General features: G+C 72.7%; 18 protein-coding genes. 8 read left to right on the top strand and 10 right to left on the bottom strand.

Going from position 1 to position 19,680, the window contains the following annotated elements; translation table 11 throughout:
- Window positions 1–3: 3 nt before the first annotated feature.
- On the bottom strand, window positions 4–1,911 hold the full coding sequence (locus B079_RS0125195) for a ricin-type beta-trefoil lectin domain protein (RefSeq protein WP_018548625.1): 1,908 nt from the start codon (window positions 1,909–1,911) through the stop codon (window positions 4–6).
- 313 nt (window positions 1,912–2,224) lie between these two features.
- The gene (locus B079_RS0125190) at window positions 2,225–3,193 is read right to left on the bottom strand and encodes an aldo/keto reductase (RefSeq protein WP_018548624.1); all 969 of its coding nucleotides are present in this window, start codon (window positions 3,191–3,193) and stop codon (window positions 2,225–2,227) included.
- 152 nt (window positions 3,194–3,345) lie between these two features.
- On the opposite strand from B079_RS0125190, the gene B079_RS0125185 reads away from it, so the two are divergent.
- The gene (locus tag B079_RS0125185) at window positions 3,346–4,146 is read left to right on the top strand and encodes an endo alpha-1,4 polygalactosaminidase (RefSeq protein WP_018548623.1); all 801 of its coding nucleotides are present in this window, start codon (window positions 3,346–3,348) and stop codon (window positions 4,144–4,146) included.
- Between the two features lie 21 nt (window positions 4,147–4,167).
- Here the strand turns inward: B079_RS0125185 and B079_RS0125180 are convergent, their stop codons facing one another.
- Genes B079_RS0125180 through B079_RS0125170 form a run of 3 tightly spaced genes read right to left on the bottom strand, consistent with a single transcriptional unit; the run spans window position 4,168 to window position 6,191 of the window.
- Window positions 4,168–4,680 (bottom strand): flavoprotein, encoded by a 513-nt coding sequence (locus B079_RS0125180; protein ID WP_018548622.1) that lies wholly within the window; start codon window positions 4,678–4,680, stop codon window positions 4,168–4,170.
- 44 nt (window positions 4,681–4,724) lie between these two features.
- On the bottom strand, window positions 4,725–4,949 hold the full coding sequence (locus tag B079_RS0125175; RefSeq protein WP_018548621.1) for a ferredoxin: 225 nt from the start codon (window positions 4,947–4,949) through the stop codon (window positions 4,725–4,727).
- Window positions 4,950–4,961: 12 nt separating this feature from the next.
- Window positions 4,962–6,191, bottom strand: a complete 1,230-nt coding sequence (locus B079_RS0125170) for a cytochrome P450 (protein WP_018548620.1) — start codon at window positions 6,189–6,191, stop codon at window positions 4,962–4,964.
- A 347-nt stretch (window positions 6,192–6,538) separates the two neighbouring features.
- On the opposite strand from B079_RS0125170, the gene B079_RS0125160 reads away from it, so the two are divergent.
- Entirely contained in the window at window positions 6,539–6,988 is a 450-nt protein-coding gene (locus B079_RS0125160) for a nitroreductase family deazaflavin-dependent oxidoreductase (RefSeq protein ID WP_018548618.1), read from the top strand.
- Window positions 6,989–7,084: 96 nt separating this feature from the next.
- Here the strand turns inward: B079_RS0125160 and B079_RS0125155 are convergent, their stop codons facing one another.
- Complete coding sequence (locus tag B079_RS0125155) at window positions 7,085–8,065, bottom strand: cation diffusion facilitator family transporter (RefSeq protein ID WP_018548617.1); 981 nt, start codon at window positions 8,063–8,065, stop codon at window positions 7,085–7,087.
- Window positions 8,066–8,221: 156 nt separating this feature from the next.
- Here B079_RS0125155 and B079_RS0125150 point away from each other — a divergent pair, with 156 nt between their 5' ends.
- Window positions 8,222–8,530, top strand: coding sequence for a DUF4235 domain-containing protein (locus tag B079_RS0125150; RefSeq protein WP_018548616.1), 309 nt, complete (start codon window positions 8,222–8,224; stop codon window positions 8,528–8,530).
- A gap of 178 nt (window positions 8,531–8,708) precedes the next feature.
- Window positions 8,709–9,083 (top strand): anti-sigma factor antagonist, encoded by a 375-nt coding sequence (locus B079_RS0125145; protein WP_026249066.1) that lies wholly within the window; start codon window positions 8,709–8,711, stop codon window positions 9,081–9,083.
- A gap of 307 nt (window positions 9,084–9,390) precedes the next feature.
- On the opposite strand, the gene B079_RS0125140 is transcribed toward B079_RS0125145, so the two are convergent.
- Complete coding sequence (locus tag B079_RS0125140; protein ID WP_018548614.1) at window positions 9,391–10,344, bottom strand: ribose-phosphate diphosphokinase; 954 nt, start codon at window positions 10,342–10,344, stop codon at window positions 9,391–9,393.
- Window positions 10,345–10,558: 214 nt separating this feature from the next.
- On the opposite strand from B079_RS0125140, the gene B079_RS0125135 reads away from it, so the two are divergent.
- The 3 genes from B079_RS0125135 to B079_RS0125125 all read left to right on the top strand — a co-directional run bounded on the left by B079_RS0125135 (window position 10,559) and on the right by B079_RS0125125 (window position 13,340).
- Complete coding sequence (locus B079_RS0125135) at window positions 10,559–11,188, top strand: DUF4230 domain-containing protein (RefSeq protein ID WP_037802013.1); 630 nt, start codon at window positions 10,559–10,561, stop codon at window positions 11,186–11,188.
- An 89-nt stretch (window positions 11,189–11,277) separates the two neighbouring features.
- Window positions 11,278–11,982 carry a VanZ family protein gene (locus tag B079_RS0125130; RefSeq protein ID WP_018548612.1) on the top strand — a complete coding sequence of 235 codons (705 nt, stop codon included), beginning with the start codon at window positions 11,278–11,280 and terminating at the stop codon, window positions 11,980–11,982.
- Window positions 11,983–12,107: 125 nt separating this feature from the next.
- Window positions 12,108–13,340 (top strand): ricin-type beta-trefoil lectin domain protein, encoded by a 1,233-nt coding sequence (locus B079_RS0125125; RefSeq protein ID WP_018548611.1) that lies wholly within the window; start codon window positions 12,108–12,110, stop codon window positions 13,338–13,340.
- Between the two features lie 38 nt (window positions 13,341–13,378).
- On the opposite strand, the gene B079_RS0125120 is transcribed toward B079_RS0125125, so the two are convergent.
- Window positions 13,379–13,624 carry a hypothetical protein gene (locus tag B079_RS0125120; protein ID WP_026249065.1) on the bottom strand — a complete coding sequence of 82 codons (246 nt, stop codon included), beginning with the start codon at window positions 13,622–13,624 and terminating at the stop codon, window positions 13,379–13,381.
- Window positions 13,625–13,764: 140 nt separating this feature from the next.
- Here B079_RS0125120 and B079_RS0125115 point away from each other — a divergent pair, with 140 nt between their 5' ends.
- Complete coding sequence (locus tag B079_RS0125115; RefSeq protein WP_018548609.1) at window positions 13,765–14,805, top strand: PHP domain-containing protein; 1,041 nt, start codon at window positions 13,765–13,767, stop codon at window positions 14,803–14,805.
- A gap of 230 nt (window positions 14,806–15,035) precedes the next feature.
- Here B079_RS0125115 and B079_RS0125110 read toward each other — a convergent pair whose 3' ends face one another.
- Together B079_RS0125110 and B079_RS0125105 are read right to left on the bottom strand one after the other, a co-directional pair.
- Window positions 15,036–16,325, bottom strand: a complete 1,290-nt coding sequence (locus B079_RS0125110) for an ROK family transcriptional regulator (protein WP_018548608.1) — start codon at window positions 16,323–16,325, stop codon at window positions 15,036–15,038.
- A 132-nt stretch (window positions 16,326–16,457) separates the two neighbouring features.
- Window positions 16,458–19,637 (bottom strand): cytochrome P450, encoded by a 3,180-nt coding sequence (locus tag B079_RS0125105; RefSeq protein ID WP_018548607.1) that lies wholly within the window; start codon window positions 19,635–19,637, stop codon window positions 16,458–16,460.
- Window positions 19,638–19,680: the final 43 nt, after the last annotated feature.

Below are 19,680 nucleotides of genomic sequence, written 5' to 3'. Positions count from 1 at the left end.
CCGTCAGCGGCGGCGGCCCCCGGAGGAACCGCCGTAGGAGTCGCCGTACGAGCCGTAGGACCCGCCGTGGTCCCGGTCGCCGAAGTGGCCGTCCCGGAAGCAGGCGTCCTGGTGGTCGGCGCAGCGGTAGGAGACGGGGAAGCCCTCGCGGGTGGGCCCGGGCTGCTCGGTGGGGGTCGCGCTCGGGGCGGGCCGGGCGCTCTGCGCCGGAGCCGGTGACGCGGTCCGGGTGGGAGCGGCGGGCGCGCTGCTGGTGCCCTTGGCGGGCGGGGTGGTGCCGTCCCAGCCGACGGTCTGCATCTGGGGGTCGGTACGGCTCGTGTCCATGACCCAGCGCTGCGCCCCGGTGTCCTCGCGGTTCTTGACGACCAGCGCGCCCGAGCCGTCGGTGGCGGCCGGGGAGAGCGCCAGGTCCTGGTCCCAGCGCGGGACGAGGACGCCCTGGAGCGTGAAGTCGTAGCGCAGGTTCCTGGCGGTGCGTCCGGTGGCCGAGCAGGGGGCGAGGCGCACCGAGTAGCCGAGGTGGGAGTCGAGGCAGAGGTCGGGAGCGGCGTCGCTGCGCAGCAGGCCGCTCGTCTCGTACGTCCAGCGCTGGGACGGCGCCGAGGAGCAGGCGGCCAGTTCGGTCTCGGCGCCCTTGACCGCCTTGCCCGCGACCCCGATGCAGTCGCCGGAGGCCACGTTGTGCAGCCTGCCGTGCAGGGCGCCCTCGCGGGTGCTGGCCCCGGCCCAGGACGGGCCCGGCGAGGGCGGCTGGGTGTCCGGTGCCTCGGAGGGGGTGGCGCCGTGGGCGCGGGGGGAGTCGTCGCCGGAGCCGAGCGCCGACCACAGCACCAGCGGGAGGACGACCAGGCCGCCGACGGTGGCGACGGCCATGCCGAGGTTGCGGCGGCGGGCGCGGCGCGCGGCCCGGTGCGCGGAGCGGACAGTCGCCCCGTGGGGCGTGATGTCCCGCTGCGCGGGCGGCAGGCCCGGAGCGGCGGCGGGCGACGGGCCGAAGTCCTCGCCGCCCGTCAGCGCGGGTACGGCGGGTGTCTCCTCGGTGCGGCGTGTACGGGCCTCGCGGTACTCGGCGGCGCCCCAGCCGAGGACCGACTCCGCGAGCGCGAGCCCGAGCCCCTGCTTGAAGCGGGCCAGTTGCTCGGCGGTCTCCATGCAGTGGCGGCAGCCCTCCAGATGGGCCCGCAGATCGGGGTCCATGTCCATGGCGCCGCGCCGGAAGGTCACGTCGAGCATCCGCAGATAGCGCCCGCACTCGGGGTCGGCGGCCAGCTCGCGGTGGGTCTGGAGGCATTCCTCGCGCAGCCGTTCACGGGCGCGGCGCAGTTCGATGAGGGTGTTCTCCTCGTCCAGGCCGAGGAGTTCGGCGGGGACGGAGAGGGGTTCGCCCTCGACCTCGGCGTGCCAGAGCACGGTGCGGTAGGACTGGGGCAGCCGCTGGAAGGCCCGGGACAGCAGCCGCCTGCCGGAGGAGGGGAGCAACCGGGCGGCGGCGCGTTCGGTGCTGCCGGGGCCCGGGAGCAGCGCGGGGTGCAGCAGGTCCTGGCGGCCGTCGGCGTCCCACTCGGCGGCGACGCGGCGCACGGTGACCAGCAGATGGGGGCGCCAGGCGGCGGAGGGCCCGGCCTGGCGCAGGGTCTCGCCGAAGAGCCGGGTGAAGGCGGCGGTGGTGAGCATCCCGGCCGCGCGCGGCCCGGCGGTGCACAGCCGGGCGTAGGCGTAGCCCGCGGCCCAGTGCCGGTCGAGAAGTTCGCCGACGGGGTACAGCGCGGGCGCCGCTCCCGTCCAGTTCTTCAGCTCGGCACTGAGTTCCCGGTCCGATACCGAGGCTCGCCCGCCCTGCTCGGCGTATTCGACGGAATACCGGGACGGGGGGAAATCAGGGAAATTCTCCGGTCCTTCGCCTTTCACTACCGCATTCCTCCAGACCCGACACGGAATCGGCCCATACCGACGGCAGGACCCCGAACGCGACAGCCCCAACGCCCGCCTGGGGAAGCTCATATGAGACAGGGGGGACGCACCGGAGCGGGCCGGCACTCGCGGCGGAAAAACAATGGCCCGCGCACCGGCAGCGCACACTTTCGCACAAGCCGGTGGCGCGGAACAAGAGATCTCCCGTTCACGGGCACGGAAAACAGAACGGACGGGAAGGAGTTGATCATTGACCAGGATTCAATCCCCGGAATCCTGTTGATCACTCAAGGAAAATAGGTGGCGGAAATCAGTGCCCGCTGACCGCGCGCGGGGTGTATGGCCGCTCCAGCTCCTCGATCTCCTCGTCGGTCAACTCCAGCCGCACGGCGGCCACCGCGTCCTCCAGATGCCCGGTCCTGGACACCCCGACGATCGGCGCCGCCACCGTGTCCTGGTGCAGCAGCCAGGCCAGCGCCACCTGGGCGCGCGGCACACCCCGCGCCTCGGCGACCCGGGTCACCGCCTCCACGATCTCCCGGTCGCTCTCCAGATACAGCCGGCCGCCGAAGTCGTCGTTCGCGCTGCGCCCGGTGACCGTGCCCCAGTCGCGGGTGAGCCGCCCCCGCGCCAGCGGGCTCCACGGCAGCACCCCGACCCCCTGGTCCGCACAGAGCGGCAGCATCTCCCGCTCCTCCTCGCGGTAGAGCAGGTTGTAGTGGTTCTGCATGGACACGAACCGGGTCCAGCCGTTCAGCTCGGCCGTGTACTGCGCCTTGGCGAACTCCCACGCGTACATCGAACTCGCCCCGAGATAACGGACCTTGCCCGCCTTCACCAGGTCGTGCAGGGCCTCCATCGTCTCCTCGACGGGCGTCTCGTGGTCGTAGCGGTGGATCTGGTAGAGGTCGACGTAGTCGGTGCCGAGCCTGCGCAGGCTGTGGTCGATCTCCGACATGATCGCCTTGCGGGACAGGCCGCCGCCGTTGGGTCCGGGGCGCATCCGGCCGTGCACCTTGGTGGCGAGCACGATCTCGTCGCGGTGCCCGAAGTCCCGCAGGGCCTGGCCGACGATCTCCTCGCTGGTGCCGTCGGAGTAGACGTTGGCGGTGTCGAAGAAGTTGATCCCCGCTTCGAGGGCCTGCCGGATCAGCGGGCGGGCGGCGTCCTCGTCGAGCGTCCACTCGTGGACACCCCGGTCGGGCTCGCCGTAGGTCATGCAGCCCAGACAGATCCGCGAGACGTCCAGGCCCGTGGAACCCAGCTTCACATACCGCATCGTTGCCGCTCCTGCCGTCGGGGAGGTGCTGTCACCGCGAGGGTACGCGCGCCTGGTCAGGGCGAGTTGACGCACGCGGCGCGCGGCCGGTTGGATCACGGAAGTGCCGTACGGCGGTCCCGTCGCCGCACACGAGAACCCAGGGAGCGGACGTGGCCCGCCAGGCTGTCCCGCGTGCCGCCGCCGCGCTGCTCGCCCTCGCCGCCGTCCTGACCGGCTGCGGACCGGGCGAGGAGGCGAAGGGGGTGCGGCTGCCGCCGCGCCACGCCGGGTTCGACTACCAGATCGGCGGCGCCTACCCACCGCCCGCCGGGGTCCGGATCGTCACCCGCGACCGCGCCGACTCCCCCGCCCCCGGCCGCTACAACGTCTGCTACGTCAACGCCTTCCAGGCCCAGCCCGGCGAGCGCGCCGACTGGCCCGCCGGTCTCCTGCTGCGCGACGCGCACGGCCGCACGGTGATCGACGAGGACTGGGACGAACCCCTCCTCGATCTGCGCACCCCGGCCAAGCGGGAACGGATCGCGCGCCGGGTGAACGCCTGGATCGACGGCTGCGCCCGCAAGGGCTACGACGCCGTCGAGCCCGACAACTACGACAGCTACACCCGCTCCCACCGGCTGCTCACCGCCGCCGACGCGGTGGCGTACATGCGCCTGCTGACCCGGCACGCGCACACCCGGCACCTGGCCGTCGGCCAGAAGAACACGGCGGAGCTGACCGGGCACCGCGAGGCCGCCGGGCTGGACTTCGCGGTGACGGAGGAGTGCGGGCAGTACGACGAGTGCGGGGTGTACGCGAAGGCGTACGACAACCGGGTGCTGGACGTGGAGTACACCGACGCGGGCCTGCGCAAGGCGCTGGCGCGCTGGGGCTCCCGGCTGAGCATCGTCCGCCGGGACCTGGAGGTCTCCACGCCCGGCGAGCCGGGGTACGTGCGCCGTACCCGCTGACCCGGCGCCGGACCCGACGGCTCAGCGGGGCGGCTCCAGCAGGTCGAGGGCCGACTCCCAGGGGAAGCCCCCGTCCCCGCCGCCCTCGCCGAACCGCACGCCGAGCCCGGTCAGCCGCGCCACGCTTTCCGCGTAGGCCGGGTGGGCGGCCAGTGCCTCGCCGACCCGGGGCAGCACCACGATCGGCACGCCGAGTCCCAGCGCCTCGCACAGGGTGCCGACCGCGAGGGTGTCGGCGATCCCGGCCGCCCATTTGTTGACGGTGTTGAAGGTCGCGGGTGCCACCACGACCGCGTCCGGCGGCGGGAAGGGACGCGGGTCGCGCGGGGTGCGCCAGGCGGACCGTACGGTGCGGCCGGTCAGCTCCTCGGCGGCGGCCAGGTCGAAGAAGCCGTTGACCGCCGCCGGGGTGGCGATGACGCCGACCTCCCAGCCCCGGGTCCGCGCGGCCGCGATCAGGGTGCCGACCCCGTCGGCGATCCCGGCCGCGCAGACGACGACGTAGAGGAACGGCTTGCCGGGTCGGTCGGTCATCCGGGCACCCTACCGGGACCGGTGATCCGCACCGGCGGCCGTGCTCAGTCGTCCGTGACCGCCGCCGCCTGGGGCGCGTCCTCCGTGACGGTGATCGCGCCGACCGGGCAGGCCCGCGCCGCCTCCCGCACCATCGGGCTGTCCGCGCCGCTCTCGCGGCCGGGGATCAGCGAGCTGTAGCCGTCGTCGTCCTGGGTGAAGACCGCCGGGGCGGCCAGCGCGCACTGTCCCGCGCCGATACACGTGTCCGTGTCGATGTCGATGTGCATGGCCTGAGCCTCTTACCAGTTCACGGGGAGTTCCAGCATCCCCTGGATCGTGTCGCCGGGTTTGAAGGGGATCTCCTCGGCCGGGACGGCGAGGCGCAGCCCGGGCAGCCGGGTGAGCAGTGAGCCGAGGGCGATCTCCAGTTCGGCGCGGGCCAGGTTCTGTCCCAGGCACTGGTGGATGCCGAAGCCGAAGGCCACGTGGTGGCGGGCGGAGCGGTTCCAGTCCAGGCTGTCGGGGTCCTCGTACACGGCGGCGTCGCGGTTGATCACCGAGGTGGAGAAGAGCACGCCCTCCCCGGCCCGGATGGTCTCCCCCTCGACCTCGATGTCCTCCAGGGCGACGCGCACCAGGCCGTCCGCGATGGACAGCATCCGCATCAGCTCCTCGACCGCGCCGGGCAGCAGCGAGGGGTCGGTGCGCAGCTCGGCCAGCCGCTCGGGGTGCCGGAGCAGGGTGAAGGTGCCCAGCGAGATCATGTTGGCGGTCGTCTCGTGCCCGGCGACCAGCAGGATGAGCGCGAGCGAGACGGTCTCCGTACGGTCCAGGGCGCCCTCGCGCAGCTGCTGGTGCACGAGGTCGTCGAGCACGCCGTCGCCGGGCTCGGCCGCGGCGGCCTTGCGGTCGACGAGATCCCCGAGGTATTTCTCCAGCGCCACCCGGGCGGCCTGAGTCTCCTCGGCGGTCGGGCTGCGCAGCAGTCTGCGGGACTGCTCCTCGAAGAACTCGTGGTCGTCGTACGGCACCCCGAGCAGGCCGCAGATCACCATGGACGGCACGGGCAGCGCGAAGGCGGAGACCAGCTCGGCGGGCGGCCCCTGCTCGATCATCGCGTCCAGCAGGTCGTCCACGATGCGCTGGATGCTCGGCCGCAGCGCGGCGGCGCGCTTGACGGTGAACGACGGGATCATCATCCGCCGCTGGGCCTTGTGCTCGGGGTCGTCCAGGCCGAGCAGCGCGACCCGCCGGTCCCGCACCCCGGCGAAGCGGGCCGAGGGGACGGGGAAGCCGGGCCTGGTGCGGTCGCTGGACAGGCGTGGGTCGGCAAGGAGCGCGCGGGCGGCGGTGTGCCCGGTGACGGCCCAGACCTCGCGGCCGTCGAACAGCGTGACCCGGGACAGCGGCCGTGCCTCGCGCAAGGGGCCGTACCCGGTGGGCGGGTGGTAGGGACAGGAGCGGTCCTGCGGGAAGGCGACGGGGGCGGCCGGGGTGTCCGGCTCGGTGATGTCCGTCAGTTCCGTCATGGAAAGACCTCGCAGACGAAGAGGTGCGTCGTGCCGATCTTCATTAGATGCCTGGGGCACCCATGGGGCGACGACAAGTTCGGCCAGATCGGCGGTCCCCGGATCTGGCCGAAGAACGTGGCCGCCATGAGCGCGGAGGCACCGGTTCCGGCCGTTCCGGATCGCACGTCGCTTCTTCTCGGCCAGGTTACTCGGTTGCTTTCGGCCACTTTCAGTCTCGCGGACACGGGGGTGTTCCGGCCACCGCAGCGCGGTACGGATGATTGCGGCGCCCGCCGCTGTTACGGCAGATCGCGGTCGCGAGCCGTTCACGCAAGAAGCCGTCTGCACGAGAAGAGGACGAGGCAATGCCGCTTGAGGGCGAGTACGAGCCCAGCCCGGCCCAGTGGGTGCGCGAGCAGGTCGAGCTGTACGAGGGGTCCGGCGGGACCGAGGGCACGACGCTGCGGGACACCGGGCTCCCGGTGATCGTCCTGACCACCCGGGGCGCGCGCAGCGGGAAGATCCGCAAGACGCCGCTGATGCGGGTGGAGCACGACGGGAAGTACGCGGCGGTCGCCTCCGTCGGCGGCGCCCCCAAGCACCCCGTCTGGTACTTCAACGTCAAGGCCGACCCCCAGGTCGAACTCCAGGACGGCCCGGTCAGACAGGACATGCGGGCCCGCGAGGTCACCGGCGCGGAGAAGGCCGAGTGGTGGGAGCGCGCGGTGGCGGCGTTTCCGCCGTACGCGGAGTACCAGGAGAAGACGGCGCGGGAGATCCCGGTGTTCGTGCTGGAGCCGGTGGAGGCGGGCTGAGTCCGGCTTTCAGGACGGCCCGGTGGCGATCCGGGTCCGCGGGGATTTTTTCGGGGGCGGTGCGCATGAACCGCCCCGGGGCCGGGCACTCGCCGGTCAGGCCCCGCCGCGCTCCCCCGTCGCGGCGGGGCTCTCCCGTGTGCCGGTGGCGCCGTTGCGGTCGTCGAGGAAGATCCGGTCGGCCTCGGGGAACATCTCCGCGACCGATCGCTTGATCCGTACGGCGACCTCTTCGACCCGCTCGCTGTCCAGGCCGGGCACGAGGTCGACGCGGGCGGCCACCAGCGTGGAGTCGATGCCGGTCTTCATCGTGAACAGCGCCTCGACGCTGTCGATCTCCGGCTGCGCGCACAGCAGCGCGCGGATGCGGGCGGTGAGTCCGGGGTCGGCGGCCTCGCCGATGAGCTGATCGCGGGCCTCGCGGCCGAGCCGGTAGGCGATGTAGACGAGCAGCGCGCCGATCACCAGGGAGGCGGCGGCCTCCCAGGCGACCTGGCCGGTGATCATGTGCAGCGCCATGCCGACGGCGGCGAGGGTGACGCCGAGCACCGCCGTGCCGTCCTCGGCGATCACCGTGCGCAGGGCGGGGTCGCTCAGGTCCGCGGAGCCGCCGCCCTTCCTGCGGGCCTGGTACAGCGCGCGGAGCAGCGAGAGCCCTTCGGCGACGAAGGCGACCCCGAGGACGACGAGGCCCGCGACGTACCCGCTGAACTTCTCCTCGGTGCCCGAGCGCAGCGCCTCGAAGCCCTGGAAGAAGGAGAAGCAGCCGCCCATCACGAAGATCCCGACGGCCGCGAGCAGGGACCAGAAGTACCGCTCCTTGCCGTACCCGAACGGGTGACGCGGATCGGCCGGACGGCGGCTGCGGCGCAGCGCGGCCAGCAGGAAGACCTCGTTGAGGCTGTCGGCGACCGAGTGGGCCGCCTCCGAGAGGAGGGCGGGCGAGCCGGCGAACACCCCGCCGATCGCCTTCGCCACCGCGATCACCAGATTCGCGGTGAGCGCCACCAGCACGGTGATCCGGGTGTGCCGGTCGGCCTTGGCCTGCTTCTTCCGCTTCGAGGATGTCCCGCTCATCCGTCACCGACTGCCCCGCACCGGGTGGTTCATACGGCGCCGAACGGGCGGAGTACGGGAATCGGGGAAGGCGGTGGACAGAGGGCGGAAGGGGCGAACGGGTGGCACGTCCCGCTCGGCCGACAAGAGGTCCGCGACGCGAGGAAGGAGTGACCCATGGCGAAGAACAAGACCAAGCTTCCCCTCCACTACCAGCCGGTCGGTTTCCTGCTCAGCTGGGCGGGCGGCGCGCTGGCGGGGCTGGCGTTCCGCAAGGTGTGGACGGCCGTCCGGCACGAGGACCACGCGCCCGACCCCCTGGACCCGGACCGGGGCTGGGGCGAGATCCTGCTCGCGGCGGCGGTGCAGGGCGCGATCTTCGCGGTGGCGCGCAGCGCGGTGGACCGTACCCGGGCGAAGGCGGTCGCCCGCTCGACGGGCAGCTGGCCGCAGCCGCACGCGGCGAAGCAGCGCACGGCGAAGTAGCCCTGAGCGACACGATCAGGCCACGCAATCGCTTACGTATCCGCAGCTCGATCATGTTCGAACGACATGCGTCAAAGTCGAAGACATATGTCAATCGAACATGCTCAAATTCCTTCTGTCGAAGGCGAGTAGGCGGGCGCGGAGCGCGTCACGGGCGCGGGTGGGAGGTGATGTCGTCGTGCGACAGGACCCCACTCCGCCCACCCGGCATCTGCGGGTGCACGAGGACCGGGGTCACACGGTCCTGGAGTTACGCGGCGAGATCGACATCGCCACGGCAGCCGAGATCGCCCCGCTGCTCGACCGTCTCACCGGCCGCCCCGGCGTCCGTCTCGTCCTCGACCTGCGCGCGGTGGAGTTCTTCGACTGCTCCGGGCTCCGCCTCGTCCACCGCGCCCGCGGTCGCCTCCTGGAACGCGGGGGCCGTCTCCACCTGGTCTGCACCCATCCCCTGACCCTCCGCGTCTTCCGCGTCACCGGCCTGACCCGCCTCCTGCCCCCGCACCCGACCGTGGAGGCGGCCCTGTGGGAGTCGGACGCGGAGTCCCGGTGAGCGGAGTCCCGGTGAGCGGAGTCCCGCTGAGCGGGGCACCGTTGTCACTTCGGAATCCTCGCGGTCAGGGCCCCGCCCTCGGTGAGGGCGAGCCCCTGGTCGTACGACCCGCAGCCGCGACCGCACGCACTCGCCCCGCGCGCACAACTCCGCAACGGCCCCGGCGAGTTGACCGTGCCCCGCCTGGCGGAACATGACGCCGACGCCCGACTCGGTTCCCCAGCCCGCGCACGCCGCGCCTCCCCGCGCACACCCCGTCGCCGCCACGAGCAGCGCCAGTACGCCGAGGACGCGCAGCGCGCCCCGCTCACGCGTTCTTCGGTTCCTCGAACAGCGCGCTCACCGATTCGCCGTTGTGGATGCGGCGTACGGCCTCGGCGAGGGCGGGGGCGATGGAGAGGACGTGGAGTTTTTCGGGGTGGTCGTCGAGGGGGACCGGGACGGTGTTGGTGCAGACGATCTCCAGGACGTCCGGCTGTTCGCTGAGCCGCTTCAGGGCGCCTGCGGCGAACAGGCCGTGGGTGCAGGCGACCCGGATGGAGCGGGGCGCCAATTCTCGTAGTTTGTCCAGGAGTTCGAGCACCGTGCTGCCCTTGGCGATCTCGTCGTCCAGGACGATGACGTCGCGATCGGTGACCTCGCCGATGACGGAGCTGATGCTCACCCGGTCGTCCGCGAACCGCTGCTTGGCGCCCGCCGCGACCTGCGCCCCGATCAGCCGTGCGAAGGCCGCCGCCTCCTTGGCGTTGCCGAGGTCGGGGGAGACGACGGTGGTGCGCGAGAGGTCGTACCGCGAGAAGTGCGCGGCCAGTTCGCGCAGCGCGTGCAGATGGTCCACCGGGACGGAGAAGAAGCCGTGCACCTGCGGGGCGTGCAGGGTCATCGCGAGCACCCGGCTCGCCCCGGCCGCCACCAGCAGGTCGGCGACGAGACGGCCGCCCAGCGAGATGCGGGGCGCGTCCTTCTTGTCGGAGCGGGCGTAGGAGTAGTGCGGCATCACGACGGTGATCCGGGCGGCGGAGGCACCCCGCGCCGCGTCGCACATCAGCAGCAGCTCCACCAGATGTTCCTGCACCGGCTTGACCAGTGGCTGGATCAGGAACACGTCCCGTTCCCGGCAGTTGGCCTGGAGCTGCACCTCCAGACAGTCGTTGGCGAAGCGGCTCACGCGGGTCGGGCTGAGCGGCACCCCGAGATGCGCGCAGACCTCCTCGGCCAGCCGGGGATGGGCACTGCCACTGAAGACGGCGATGTCTCGCACGATCCGCTCCTCGCATGATCCGTACGGGCTGCGCCGGACATGCTAGCGGCGCCCCGGACCGCCCCCGCGCCACCGGCCGCGTACGCCGTCCGGACCCTCTCGTCAACTCACCTGCCTGTGAAGGGATTTGGCGGGCATCCGTTCGGGGGAAGGAGGACCCGTGGACAAGACCAGTTCCGTCAGGACCCGTTCCGTCAGAGACGTGCCCCGGCACATGCCGCTCTGGGCCAAAGTGGTGACCGCGATCGTCGTCGTACTGGTGCTGCTGGTGGCGGGGATACGGCTGGCCGTACTCCCGGGCATCAAGGACCTGTTCGGCACCGATACACACGACCGTTCCGGCCCGGCGCTGCTCAAGTCCATCCAGGACATGAGCCGTTACGACGCCGCCTCCGGCAACTTCCAGGTGGTGGTGGACCTGGAGAAGGACGCCAAGTTCCTCCCCGACGCGCTCCGGGGCACCCGCACGCTGTACGTCGGCGCGGGCACCGTGGACGCCTATGTGGACCTCGGGCGGCTCGGCAAGAACGATGTGAAGGTCGACAAGGACCGCACCTCGGCGACCCTCCGGCTGCCGCACGCCCGGCTCGGCAAGCCCGCCCTGGACCTGGACCGCTCCTACGCCGTCTCCAAGCAGCGCGGGCTCCTGGACCGGCTCGGTGACTTCTTCTCCGACAACCCCAACGGCGAGCAGGCGGTGCAGAAACTCGCCGTGCGGCACATCGGCGAGGCCGCGAAGGACAGCGAACTGACCGCGCGCGCCGAGACCAACACCACCGACATGCTCCAGGGCCTGCTGCGCTCCCTCGGCTTCGACAAGGTCCGCGTCACCTACGGCTCCTGAACACAACCCCCGCGCGCGGGCACCCGCACGGCTCCCGCGCACCCGTACCCGTACAGCCCCTGAACACAACACCCCGACCGGAGGACCGCATGACCCGTACCGCCCCCCGCCTGCCCGCCGCGCTGCGCCTGCCGAGGCGAGGCGAGCGGCCGGAACGCAAGGCCAAGGCCGGACGGACGCGGGCCTCCGGGAAGACCAAGCGCACGGCCACTGCCGCGAAGGCCCGCCGGACGAGCGCGCCCGCGAAGGCCGGACGCGCGAACCTCCTCGCGAAGTTCCGGCGGACCAGCACCCCCGCGAAGGCGGCGAAGCCCGCAGGCCCCCGCCCGCTCCCGCTCCCCCTGCGGCTCCCCATCATGCTGCTGGCCTTCGTCTTCATGGTGGCCTTCGCCATCCTCCTCGCCCGGGTCACCCTGGAGCCCTCCCCGGCCTCGGTGGCGCTGACCCACAGCAATCTGCACCCCGGCAACTCCCTGCGGGCGTACCTGGACTACGCCTCCGTACGCGACGTGATCCGGCAGCTCGGCGGCAACATCCTGCTCGGCGTGCCGTTCGGCGTGCTGGTGCCGGTGCTCGCCCCGCGCGCCCGGGGTGTCCTCCAAGTCCTCGCGCTGACCGCGCTGGTGATGCTGATGGTCGAGCTGACGCAGGGCGCGCTGATCACCGGGCGGGCCTTCGACATCGACGACGTCATCCTCAACACGACCGGTTCGCTGCTGGGCTGGGCGCTCCTTGGCCGCAGGCTCGGCCGGGCGGTGCACGCGCGGCGGGTGCGTGAGCCCGCCGACGCCTGACAGCGGACTCCCCCGGGCACCCCCGGGTACGGCTCCGACTTCTGGTCCGTACCAAGGTATTGACGTGTCATCAGTTCACTCCTTGAATCGAGGTGCAGGAGACCCCCCACGTGAAACGGAGAGCCATGGCCACCCCACGCCTGCTCCGCAGATGTCTGTTCGCGGCCCTGTCCGCCGCCCTGATCGGCACGGCGGCCGTCGCCCCGGCGCACGCCAGGACGGCGGCGCCCACCGCGGCGGCCGTCACCACGTTCTCCGACACCTTCGACGGACCCGCGGGCTCCGCGGTCAACTCCTCGAAGTGGACGCAGGAGACGGGCGACAACGTCAACAACCACGAGCGGCAGTACTACACCTCGGGCACCAACAACGCGGCCCTGGACGGCCAGGGCCATCTGGTGATCACCGCCAAGAAGGAGAACCCGAACAACTACCAGTGCTGGTACGGCACCTGCCAGTACACCTCGGCCCGGCTGAACACCTCGGGCAAGTTCAACGCGCAGTACGGCCATGTCGAGGCGCGGATGAAGATCCCGCGCGGGCAGGGCATGTGGCCCGCGTTCTGGATGCTCGGCACCCCGGTGAACTGGCCGGACTCCGGTGAAATCGACGTGATGGAGAACGTCGGCTTCGAGCCCTCCACGGTGCACGGCACGATCCACGGCCCCGGCTACTCCGGCGCGGGCGGCATCGGCGCGGGCTACTCGCTGCCCAGCGGGCAGGCCTTCGCGGACGCCTTCCACACCTTCGCGGTCGACTGGGCGCCCGACTCGATCACCTGGTCGGTGGACGGCAACGTCTACCAGCGGCGCACCCCGGCCGACCTGGGCGGGAAGACCTGGGTGTTCAACAAGCCGTTCTTCCTGATCATGAACCTCGCCGTCGGCGGCTACTGGCCGGGCGACCCGGACGGCTCGACGCAGTTCCCGGCGCAGCTGGTGGTCGACTCGGTGTCGGTGACGACGGCCGACGGGGCCGCGGGCAAGGCCATCCGGGGCCTGGCCGGCAAGTGCGTGGACGTGGCCGCCGCGAACTCGGCGAACGGCACCCCGGTCCAGCTCTACGACTGCAACGGCACCGCCGCCCAGCAGTGGACGGTCGGCTCGGACGGCACGATCCGGGCGCTCGGCAAGTGCCTGGACATCGTGGACAACGGCACGGCGGACGGCTCGAAGGTCCAGCTGTGGGACTGCACGGGCGGCCCGAACCAGAAGTGGGTGGTGTCCTCGGCCAACGACATCGTCAATCCGCAGGCCAACAAGTGCCTGGACGTGACCGACAACAACCCGGCCAACGGCACCCGGCTCCAGATCTGGACCTGTGGCGGGGGCGCCAACCAGAAGTGGACGGTCGGCTGAGCCGCCCCGGACTCACCGTCGGCTGAGCCGCCCGAGGCTCAGCGCAGCCTCCAGGTGAACTTGTCGCCGCCGACCCAGCGGATCACATCCGGATCGTCCAGGTCGTGGATGACGATCCCCCGGGCGGCGGCGACCTCCAGCACCTCCGTGATGGACGTGACCTCGCCGATCACCTCACCGTCGATCTCCATGATCCGGAAGGGCGGGCGCCCCGGCTTGCCGGGACACACCCCACGCACCATGACCCGCGGCTTCGACATGTACGGAGCTGATTGTTCGGTCATGTTCTAGAGCCTAAATCGCCACGCACCCGGACGACTCGTCCAGGTGCGCCGGACCGGCGGCGCCCGCCGTGCGCCGGGCGCGGGGCTGGGGAACGCTGGAGGTCCCCGTGCGGCCGGGGGCCCGAAGCCGGAGGTGCCCCATGAATCCCGTCGCGGCCCTGGACCGGATCGCCTTCCTCCTTGAGCGCTCGCTGGCGCCCACCTACCGGGTGAAGGCCTTCCGCACCGCCTCCCGGGTCCTCTCGGCGCTGCCCGAGGACGAGGTCGCCCGGCGGGCGTCGGCCGGGTCGCTGGAGTCGCTGAAGGGGATCGGCCCGAAGACCGCCCAGGTGGTGCGGGAGGCGCTGGCCGGTGCGGTGCCCGGCTATCTGAGCGCGCTGGAGGAGGAGGCCGGGGCACCGCTCACCGACGGCGCGGGCGAGGGGCTGCGGGCGCTGCTGCGCGGCGACTGCCACACCCACTCGGACTGGTCGGACGGCGGCAGCACGATCGAGGAGATGGGTCTGGCGTCGGCCGCGCTCGGCCACGAGTGGACCGCGCTGACCGACCACTCCCCCCGGCTCACCGTGGCCCGCGGGCTCTCCCCGGAGCGGCTGCACGAGCAGCTGGACGTGATCGAGGGGCTGAACGCCCGCTGGGCGCCGTTCCGGCTGCTCACCGGCATCGAGTGCGACATCCTGGACGACGGCTCGCTGGACCAGGAGCCCGAGCTGCTCGACCGGCTCGACGTGGTGGTGGTCTCGGTCCACTCCAAGCTGCGGATGGACGCCCGCGCGATGACCCGCCGGATGGTGAAGGCCGTACAGAACCCGCACGCGGACGTCCTCGGCCACTGCACCGGCCGTCTGCTCGCCGGGAAGAAGCGGCCCGAGTCCACGTTCGACGCGGCCGAGGTGTTCGCCGCGTGCGCCGGGTCGGGCACCGCCGTGGAGATCAACAGCCGCCCCGAACGGCTCGACCCGCCCAAGCGGCTGCTGAGGGAGGCGGTGGCGGCGGGCACGCTGTTCTCGATCGACACCGACGCCCACGCGCCCGGCCAGCTGGACTGGCAGGTCCTGGGCTGCGCCCGCGCCGAGGAGTGCGCGGTGCCGCCGGAGCGGGTGGTGACCACCTGGACGGCGGACGAACTGCTGGGCTGGACCCGCGAGGGCCGGGTTCCCGAGCGGGCGGCGGCGCGCTGACCTGCGGCTCCCGGACGTGACCGGGGTCACCGCCACCGCAGGAACGACCGGGCGCCCCGGGCCGTTGTAGGGGGTGTGGGACGCGGTCGACCGACCGGCCGCAGCGCCCACCCCGCCCCGGCCGTGCGTCCCCCCGTCACGGCCGGGGCCCTTCTTTTCTCAGGCTTTTCCGGCCCTTTGCCTCGGATGAGGGTCCTTCGCCGTGCGCGTCACGGCCCCTTGCCACGCCCTCAGCGCGGCGACCGCTCCTCCAGCGCCGTACGCCAGGCGGGCAGCCGGTCCCCCGGGGCGGGCTCGGCCCGACGGCCGCCGCGCGCGAAGAAGTCGGCCAGCGGCAGGATCGCCGCGCCCACGGTCACCGCGTCCGGACCGAGGCGGCCCAGCTCGATGGTCACCCGGTCGGCCGGATGGCGCAGCGCGTAGGTGGCCGCGTGGCGGCGTACGGCGGGCAGGAAGCGGGTGCCGAGCTGGAGCCCGGCCCAGCCGCCGATGAGGATGCGCTCGGGCTGGAAGAGGTTGATCAGGTCGGAGAGCCCGGCGCCCAGATACTCGGCGGTCTCCTCGAGGACCGCGAGGGCCACCGGGTCGGGCTCGGCGTCGTCGGCCGGGTAGGCGGCGGCGAGCATCGCGGTGAGCGCGGTCTCCTCGTCGGTGTCCTCGGGCGGCCGTCCGCCCTCCTCGCGCCAGCGGGCCAGCAGCGACTCGGCGCCCGCGTACGCCTCCAGACAGCCCGGCGCCCCGCACCGGCACCGGCGCCCGCGCACCCGTACGGTCAGATGCCCCCACTCCACCGCTCGCCCCTGCTCCACGTCGGGGGCGACCAGGCAGGCGCCGACGCCGGAGCCGAAGAGGACGACCAGGGCGTTGCGGGCGCCGCGTCCCGCGCCGAACCACATCTCGGCCTGGCCGAGCGTCTTGGCGCCGTTGTCGATGAAGTACGGCACGTCGTCCGGGAGTTGTGAGGTCGCGCGGAGCAGCCGTTCCAGCGGGACGCCGTCCCAGCCGATGGTCTGCCCGTGCACCACGGCGCCCTGGTCTGCGGTGTGCTCGATGATGCCGGGGACGCCGACCCCGACGCCGAGCAGCCGGGCGGGGACGGCCGCCTCGGCGGCGAGGACCTCGGCGATGCCGTCGCGGATGTGACCGACGATCACGTCGACGTCGTAGCCCTGCGGGGTCAACGGGTGTTCCGCGCGGGCGAGTTCGGTGAGGGCGAGGTCGAACAGCTCAACGCGGACGCGGGTTTCGCCCACGTCGACGCCGATCATCTGGCCGCTGTGCGGGGCGACCCGGAGCAGGGTGCGCGGCCGTCCGCCGTCGGAGTCGACGCTGCCCGCCTCCTCGACCAGGCCGTCCGCGACGAGGTCGGCGACCACGTTGCTCACCGAGCCGGAGCTGAGTCCGGTGGCCGGGCCGAGTTCGAAGCGGCTCAACGGGCCGTCGAAGTACAGCCGTTGGAGCACGGCCGTGCGGTTGCCCCGCCTCAGATCGCGTACCGTGCGCCCGTTCCGCCCCGCCATGTGGCCCCTTCCGAACCGTGCCCGACCTGCAACATACCTCTCCTGGCAGGCCGGGCACGATGTCGGGTCGCCCTTATCTCATGCTGTGAGCTAAGGCGTGGAGTTGTGGGCCACGACGGGAAGGGCCCGGGATCACCCGGCGGCGTACACGTCCTCGACGTAACGCCCGTCCGCCGCAAGGGAGTCGAGCCAGCGCACGGCGTCGGCCTCGTCGGCGCCGGGGGTGTGCTCCCGGTACAGGGTGCGGAAGGCCTCCCGTACGCCGGGGGCCATCCGGGAGCCGTCGCCGCAGACGTAGACCCGGGCCCCGGCGTTCAGCAGGTCCCAGACCTCGTCGGCCTCGGCCGCGATGCGGTGCTGGACGAAGAGGGCGCCGTTCTCGGGGGCGGCGCTGAAGGCGGGGCGCAGCGAGACGGCTCCGGCGGCCTCGGCGGCGCGCAGTTCGTCGGCGTGGAGGTAGTCCGCGTCGGGGGCGTCGCAGCCGAAGTAGAGCAGCGCGGTGGGCAGTTCGGCGCCCTGGGCGCGGGCGGCGGCACGGTCCGCCACCGCTCCCCGGAAGGGGGCGAGGCCGGTTCCGGCGCCGATCATCACGACCGGGGCCGAGCCGTCGATACGGAACACCTCGCGGCAGGGCTGGACGCGGGCGTACACCGTGTCGCCGGGCTTGAGGGCGGCCAGGTGGTTCGAGCCGGTGCCCCGGTAGCGGCCCTTGCCGGAGCGGGCGGGGGCGTCGAGCACGGAGACCATGAGGTCGGCGTGGTGCGGGTCGGCCGCCGGGGAGGAGGAGACGGAGTAGTGGCGGGGGCGCAGCGGGGTGAGCAGGTCGAGCAGCAGGGGCCAGCCGAGGGCGCCGCGCAGCGCGGGGTGGTCCTCGACGATCTCCAGCAGGGTGCGCGGGTCGTCGCCGGGCAGGGCGGCGAGGGCCGCGCGCTCGGGCGGGCAGGGGTTGGCCTCGGCGAGCAGGTCGAGCTGGCGGCGGGTCGGCTTCTCCTGCAACTCGACGTGGTGGGTGAGGAGTTCGCGTACCGTCAGCGGGCGGTCGACGGCGAGGCCGTCGCGGCGCGGGCGGGTGGCACGGATGTCGAGAACCGTCCCGGGGTCGACGCCGAGGGCACCGGCGGCGCGCTCCACGAGGTCCGGGTCGTTCGCGGGGAGCACGGTCAGATGGTCGGCGGTGCGGTAGGTGACGCCGTCGGGGAGGGCGACGCGCAGGAACCGCTTGACGCGCGGGTGGCCGGGCGCGGTGAGGTCGTGGGCCTCGGTGACGGTCATCGGGACCAGGCCGTGGCGCTCGACGGCAGCGTCGAGGGGGCCGCCGGTCAGGGCGCGGACCTCGTAGGCGGTCTCCGGTTCGTCTGTGGCGTCCGAACCGATGGCGTCGGGGTCGCCGTACTCCTGGAGCAGCGCGGTGCGCAGTCCTGCGGTGAAGTCGCGGACGGTACCGGTGAGGTCGCCGGAGGCGTCGGCGGCGGCGCGCTCGGTGAGGCGGGTGGCGCCGAGTTCGGCCAGGCGGGTGTCGATCTTGGTGGGGACGTGCTGGTAGGTGGCGGCCCAGTTGCGGTCGCCGACGCCGAGGACGGCATAGGTGACGCCGGTCAGGTCGTGGTCGCCGTCGAGCCAGGCGTGGAAGGCGGTGGCGTCGTCGGTGGGGCGGCCGTTGTAGGAGGCGGCGGTGATCACCACCGGGCGGTCGGTGGGCAGGCCGTCGGCGTAGGCGTCCAGCGCGGCGGTCTCGGTGGCGCAGCCGAGCGCGGCGGCCTCGTCGGCGAGCTGGGCGGCGAACTCGCGGCAGGTGCCGTAGTTGCTGCCGTGCAGGAAGAGGGCGGCGGTGCCGGGGCGGACCCGGGCCGGGAGGGTGTCGGTGGCGCTGTCCTGGGCGGCGGTGGCCGGGGCGGCGCCGGGGAGCGGGGCGTGGGCGCGGTCGGCGGGGGTGCGCGGGGTCAGGGCGAGCGTGAAGCCCTCGGGCTTGAGGGTCAGCGTCTCCTTGATGTCGAGCACGTAGTCGGCGTGGTCGTGCAGCCGGTAGCGGTGGACCAGCATGGCGAGCAGCATGGTGGCCTCGTGCAGCGCGAACTGCCGTCCGATGCAGGCGCGTTCGCCGGTGCCGAAGGGCTTGAAGGCGTGCACCGGGCGGGCCGCCTCGGCCTCGGCGGTGAACCGCTCGGGGTCGAACAGCTCGGGGTTGTCGCCCCACACGTCCTGGCGGTGCAGCATCGGGACGAGCACGCTGACGGCCTGCCCGGCGCGCAGCGGGATGCGCCCGCCGAGCAGGGTGTCCTCGCGGGCCTCGCGGCTGAAGGCGGCGGCGGTCGGCCACAGGCGCAGCGCCTCGTTGAGCACCTGGCGGGTGTAGGTGAGCCGGCCGACCTCGTCGTACGTCGGCTCGGGGTCCGCGGCGTCGCCCCACAGCGCGTCGGCCTCGCGCTGGACGAGCCGCAGCGCGGTGGGGTGCTTGGCCAGGTAGTAGAGGGCGAAGGACATGGCGCCGGAGGTGGTCTCGTGCCCGGCGATCAGGAAGGTGATGACCTGGTTGCGGATGTTGGCCGTGTCCAGGGTGGTGCCGTCGGCGGGGTGCTGCGCGGTGAGCATCAGGCCGAGGAGGTCCTGGGCGTCGCTCTGGTCGGTGCCGGTGCGGGCGGCGATCACCTCGTCGACGACGCCCGCGAGGTAGTCGGCGTCGGCCTTGAAGGCGGCGTCGGCCGCCGTGTAGTCGCCGCCGGGGACGCGGGCCAGGCGGGTCATGCTCCACTCCAGGCAGCGCACCATCGCCTCGACGAAGGGGTGCGGCTCGTCCCGGTCGAAGGAGCCGAAGTCGTAGTCGAACCCGGCCAGGCCGATGGTGTCGAGCGTCATCCGGGTCATGTCGTCCGGGACGTTCACCGGGCGTCCGGCACCGGCGGCGCGGTCCCAGGACGCGATCAGGCGGCGGGCGACCTTGAGCATGACCGGGTGGTAGGCGCGCATGGAGCCGAGCGCGAAGGCGGGCATGAGGATGTCGTGCGCCTTGGCCCAGTTCGGTTCGTCGTTGTAGGCGGTGAACAGGCCGTCCGCGGCGAAGGCGCGCACGTTCTCCAGGGCGGGCCCGATGTGCTTGGCGAACCGGTCCTCGTCGGCCAGCTCGGCGACGAGATCGGCGTCGGCGACGAACAGCGCGTCCCGTCCGTGCAGGCGGCGCACCAGTGCCGGGCCGTGGGTGCGCATCAGGCCCATGACCTGCTGGATGGGGGTGCGGCCAGGGCCGGTGGCGCTGATGTCCACGACGGGGACGCCGGGCTGGTCGGCGGGCTCGGGAAGCGGTGCGGTGGGGGGCATGGCGCGCAACTGCCTTTCGCGGGGCGGGAGTCCTGCGTTCCAG

It is taken from the genome of Streptomyces sp. LaPpAH-108, assembly GCF_000373625.1.
Classification (GTDB): domain Bacteria; phylum Actinomycetota; class Actinomycetes; order Streptomycetales; family Streptomycetaceae; genus Streptomyces.
The sequence above is the reverse complement of the archived record's forward strand: the minus strand, read 5'-3'. Positions and strand labels throughout refer to the sequence as shown.

What these genes read in the sequence shown, in the direction of transcription:
- B079_RS0125150 (WP_018548616.1), top strand. Translation starts at nt 8,222, where the DNA reads ATGGCGAAGAACAAGACCAAGCTTCCCCTCCACTACCAGCCGGTCGGT.
- B079_RS0125180 (WP_018548622.1), bottom strand. Translation starts at nt 4,680, where the DNA reads ATGACCGACCGACCCGGCAAGCCGTTCCTCTACGTCGTCGTCTGCGCG.
- B079_RS0125115 (WP_018548609.1), top strand. Translation starts at nt 13,765, where the DNA reads ATGAATCCCGTCGCGGCCCTGGACCGGATCGCCTTCCTCCTTGAGCGC.
- B079_RS0125170 (WP_018548620.1), bottom strand. Translation starts at nt 6,191, where the DNA reads ATGACGGAACTGACGGACATCACCGAGCCGGACACCCCGGCCGCCCCC.
- B079_RS0125135 (WP_037802013.1), top strand. Translation starts at nt 10,559, where the DNA reads ATGCCGCTCTGGGCCAAAGTGGTGACCGCGATCGTCGTCGTACTGGTG.
- B079_RS0125110 (WP_018548608.1), bottom strand. Translation starts at nt 16,325, where the DNA reads ATGGCGGGGCGGAACGGGCGCACGGTACGCGATCTGAGGCGGGGCAAC.
- B079_RS0125130 (WP_018548612.1), top strand. Translation starts at nt 11,278, where the DNA reads ATGACCCGTACCGCCCCCCGCCTGCCCGCCGCGCTGCGCCTGCCGAGG.
- B079_RS0125160 (WP_018548618.1), top strand. Translation starts at nt 6,539, where the DNA reads ATGCCGCTTGAGGGCGAGTACGAGCCCAGCCCGGCCCAGTGGGTGCGC.
- B079_RS0125190 (WP_018548624.1), bottom strand. Translation starts at nt 3,193, where the DNA reads ATGCGGTATGTGAAGCTGGGTTCCACGGGCCTGGACGTCTCGCGGATC.
- B079_RS0125120 (WP_026249065.1), bottom strand. Translation starts at nt 13,624, where the DNA reads ATGACCGAACAATCAGCTCCGTACATGTCGAAGCCGCGGGTCATGGTG.
- B079_RS0125105 (WP_018548607.1), bottom strand. Translation starts at nt 19,637, where the DNA reads ATGCCCCCCACCGCACCGCTTCCCGAGCCCGCCGACCAGCCCGGCGTC.
- B079_RS0125125 (WP_018548611.1), top strand. Translation starts at nt 12,108, where the DNA reads ATGGCCACCCCACGCCTGCTCCGCAGATGTCTGTTCGCGGCCCTGTCC.
- B079_RS0125175 (WP_018548621.1), bottom strand. Translation starts at nt 4,949, where the DNA reads ATGCACATCGACATCGACACGGACACGTGTATCGGCGCGGGACAGTGC.
- B079_RS0125155 (WP_018548617.1), bottom strand. Translation starts at nt 8,065, where the DNA reads ATGAGCGGGACATCCTCGAAGCGGAAGAAGCAGGCCAAGGCCGACCGG.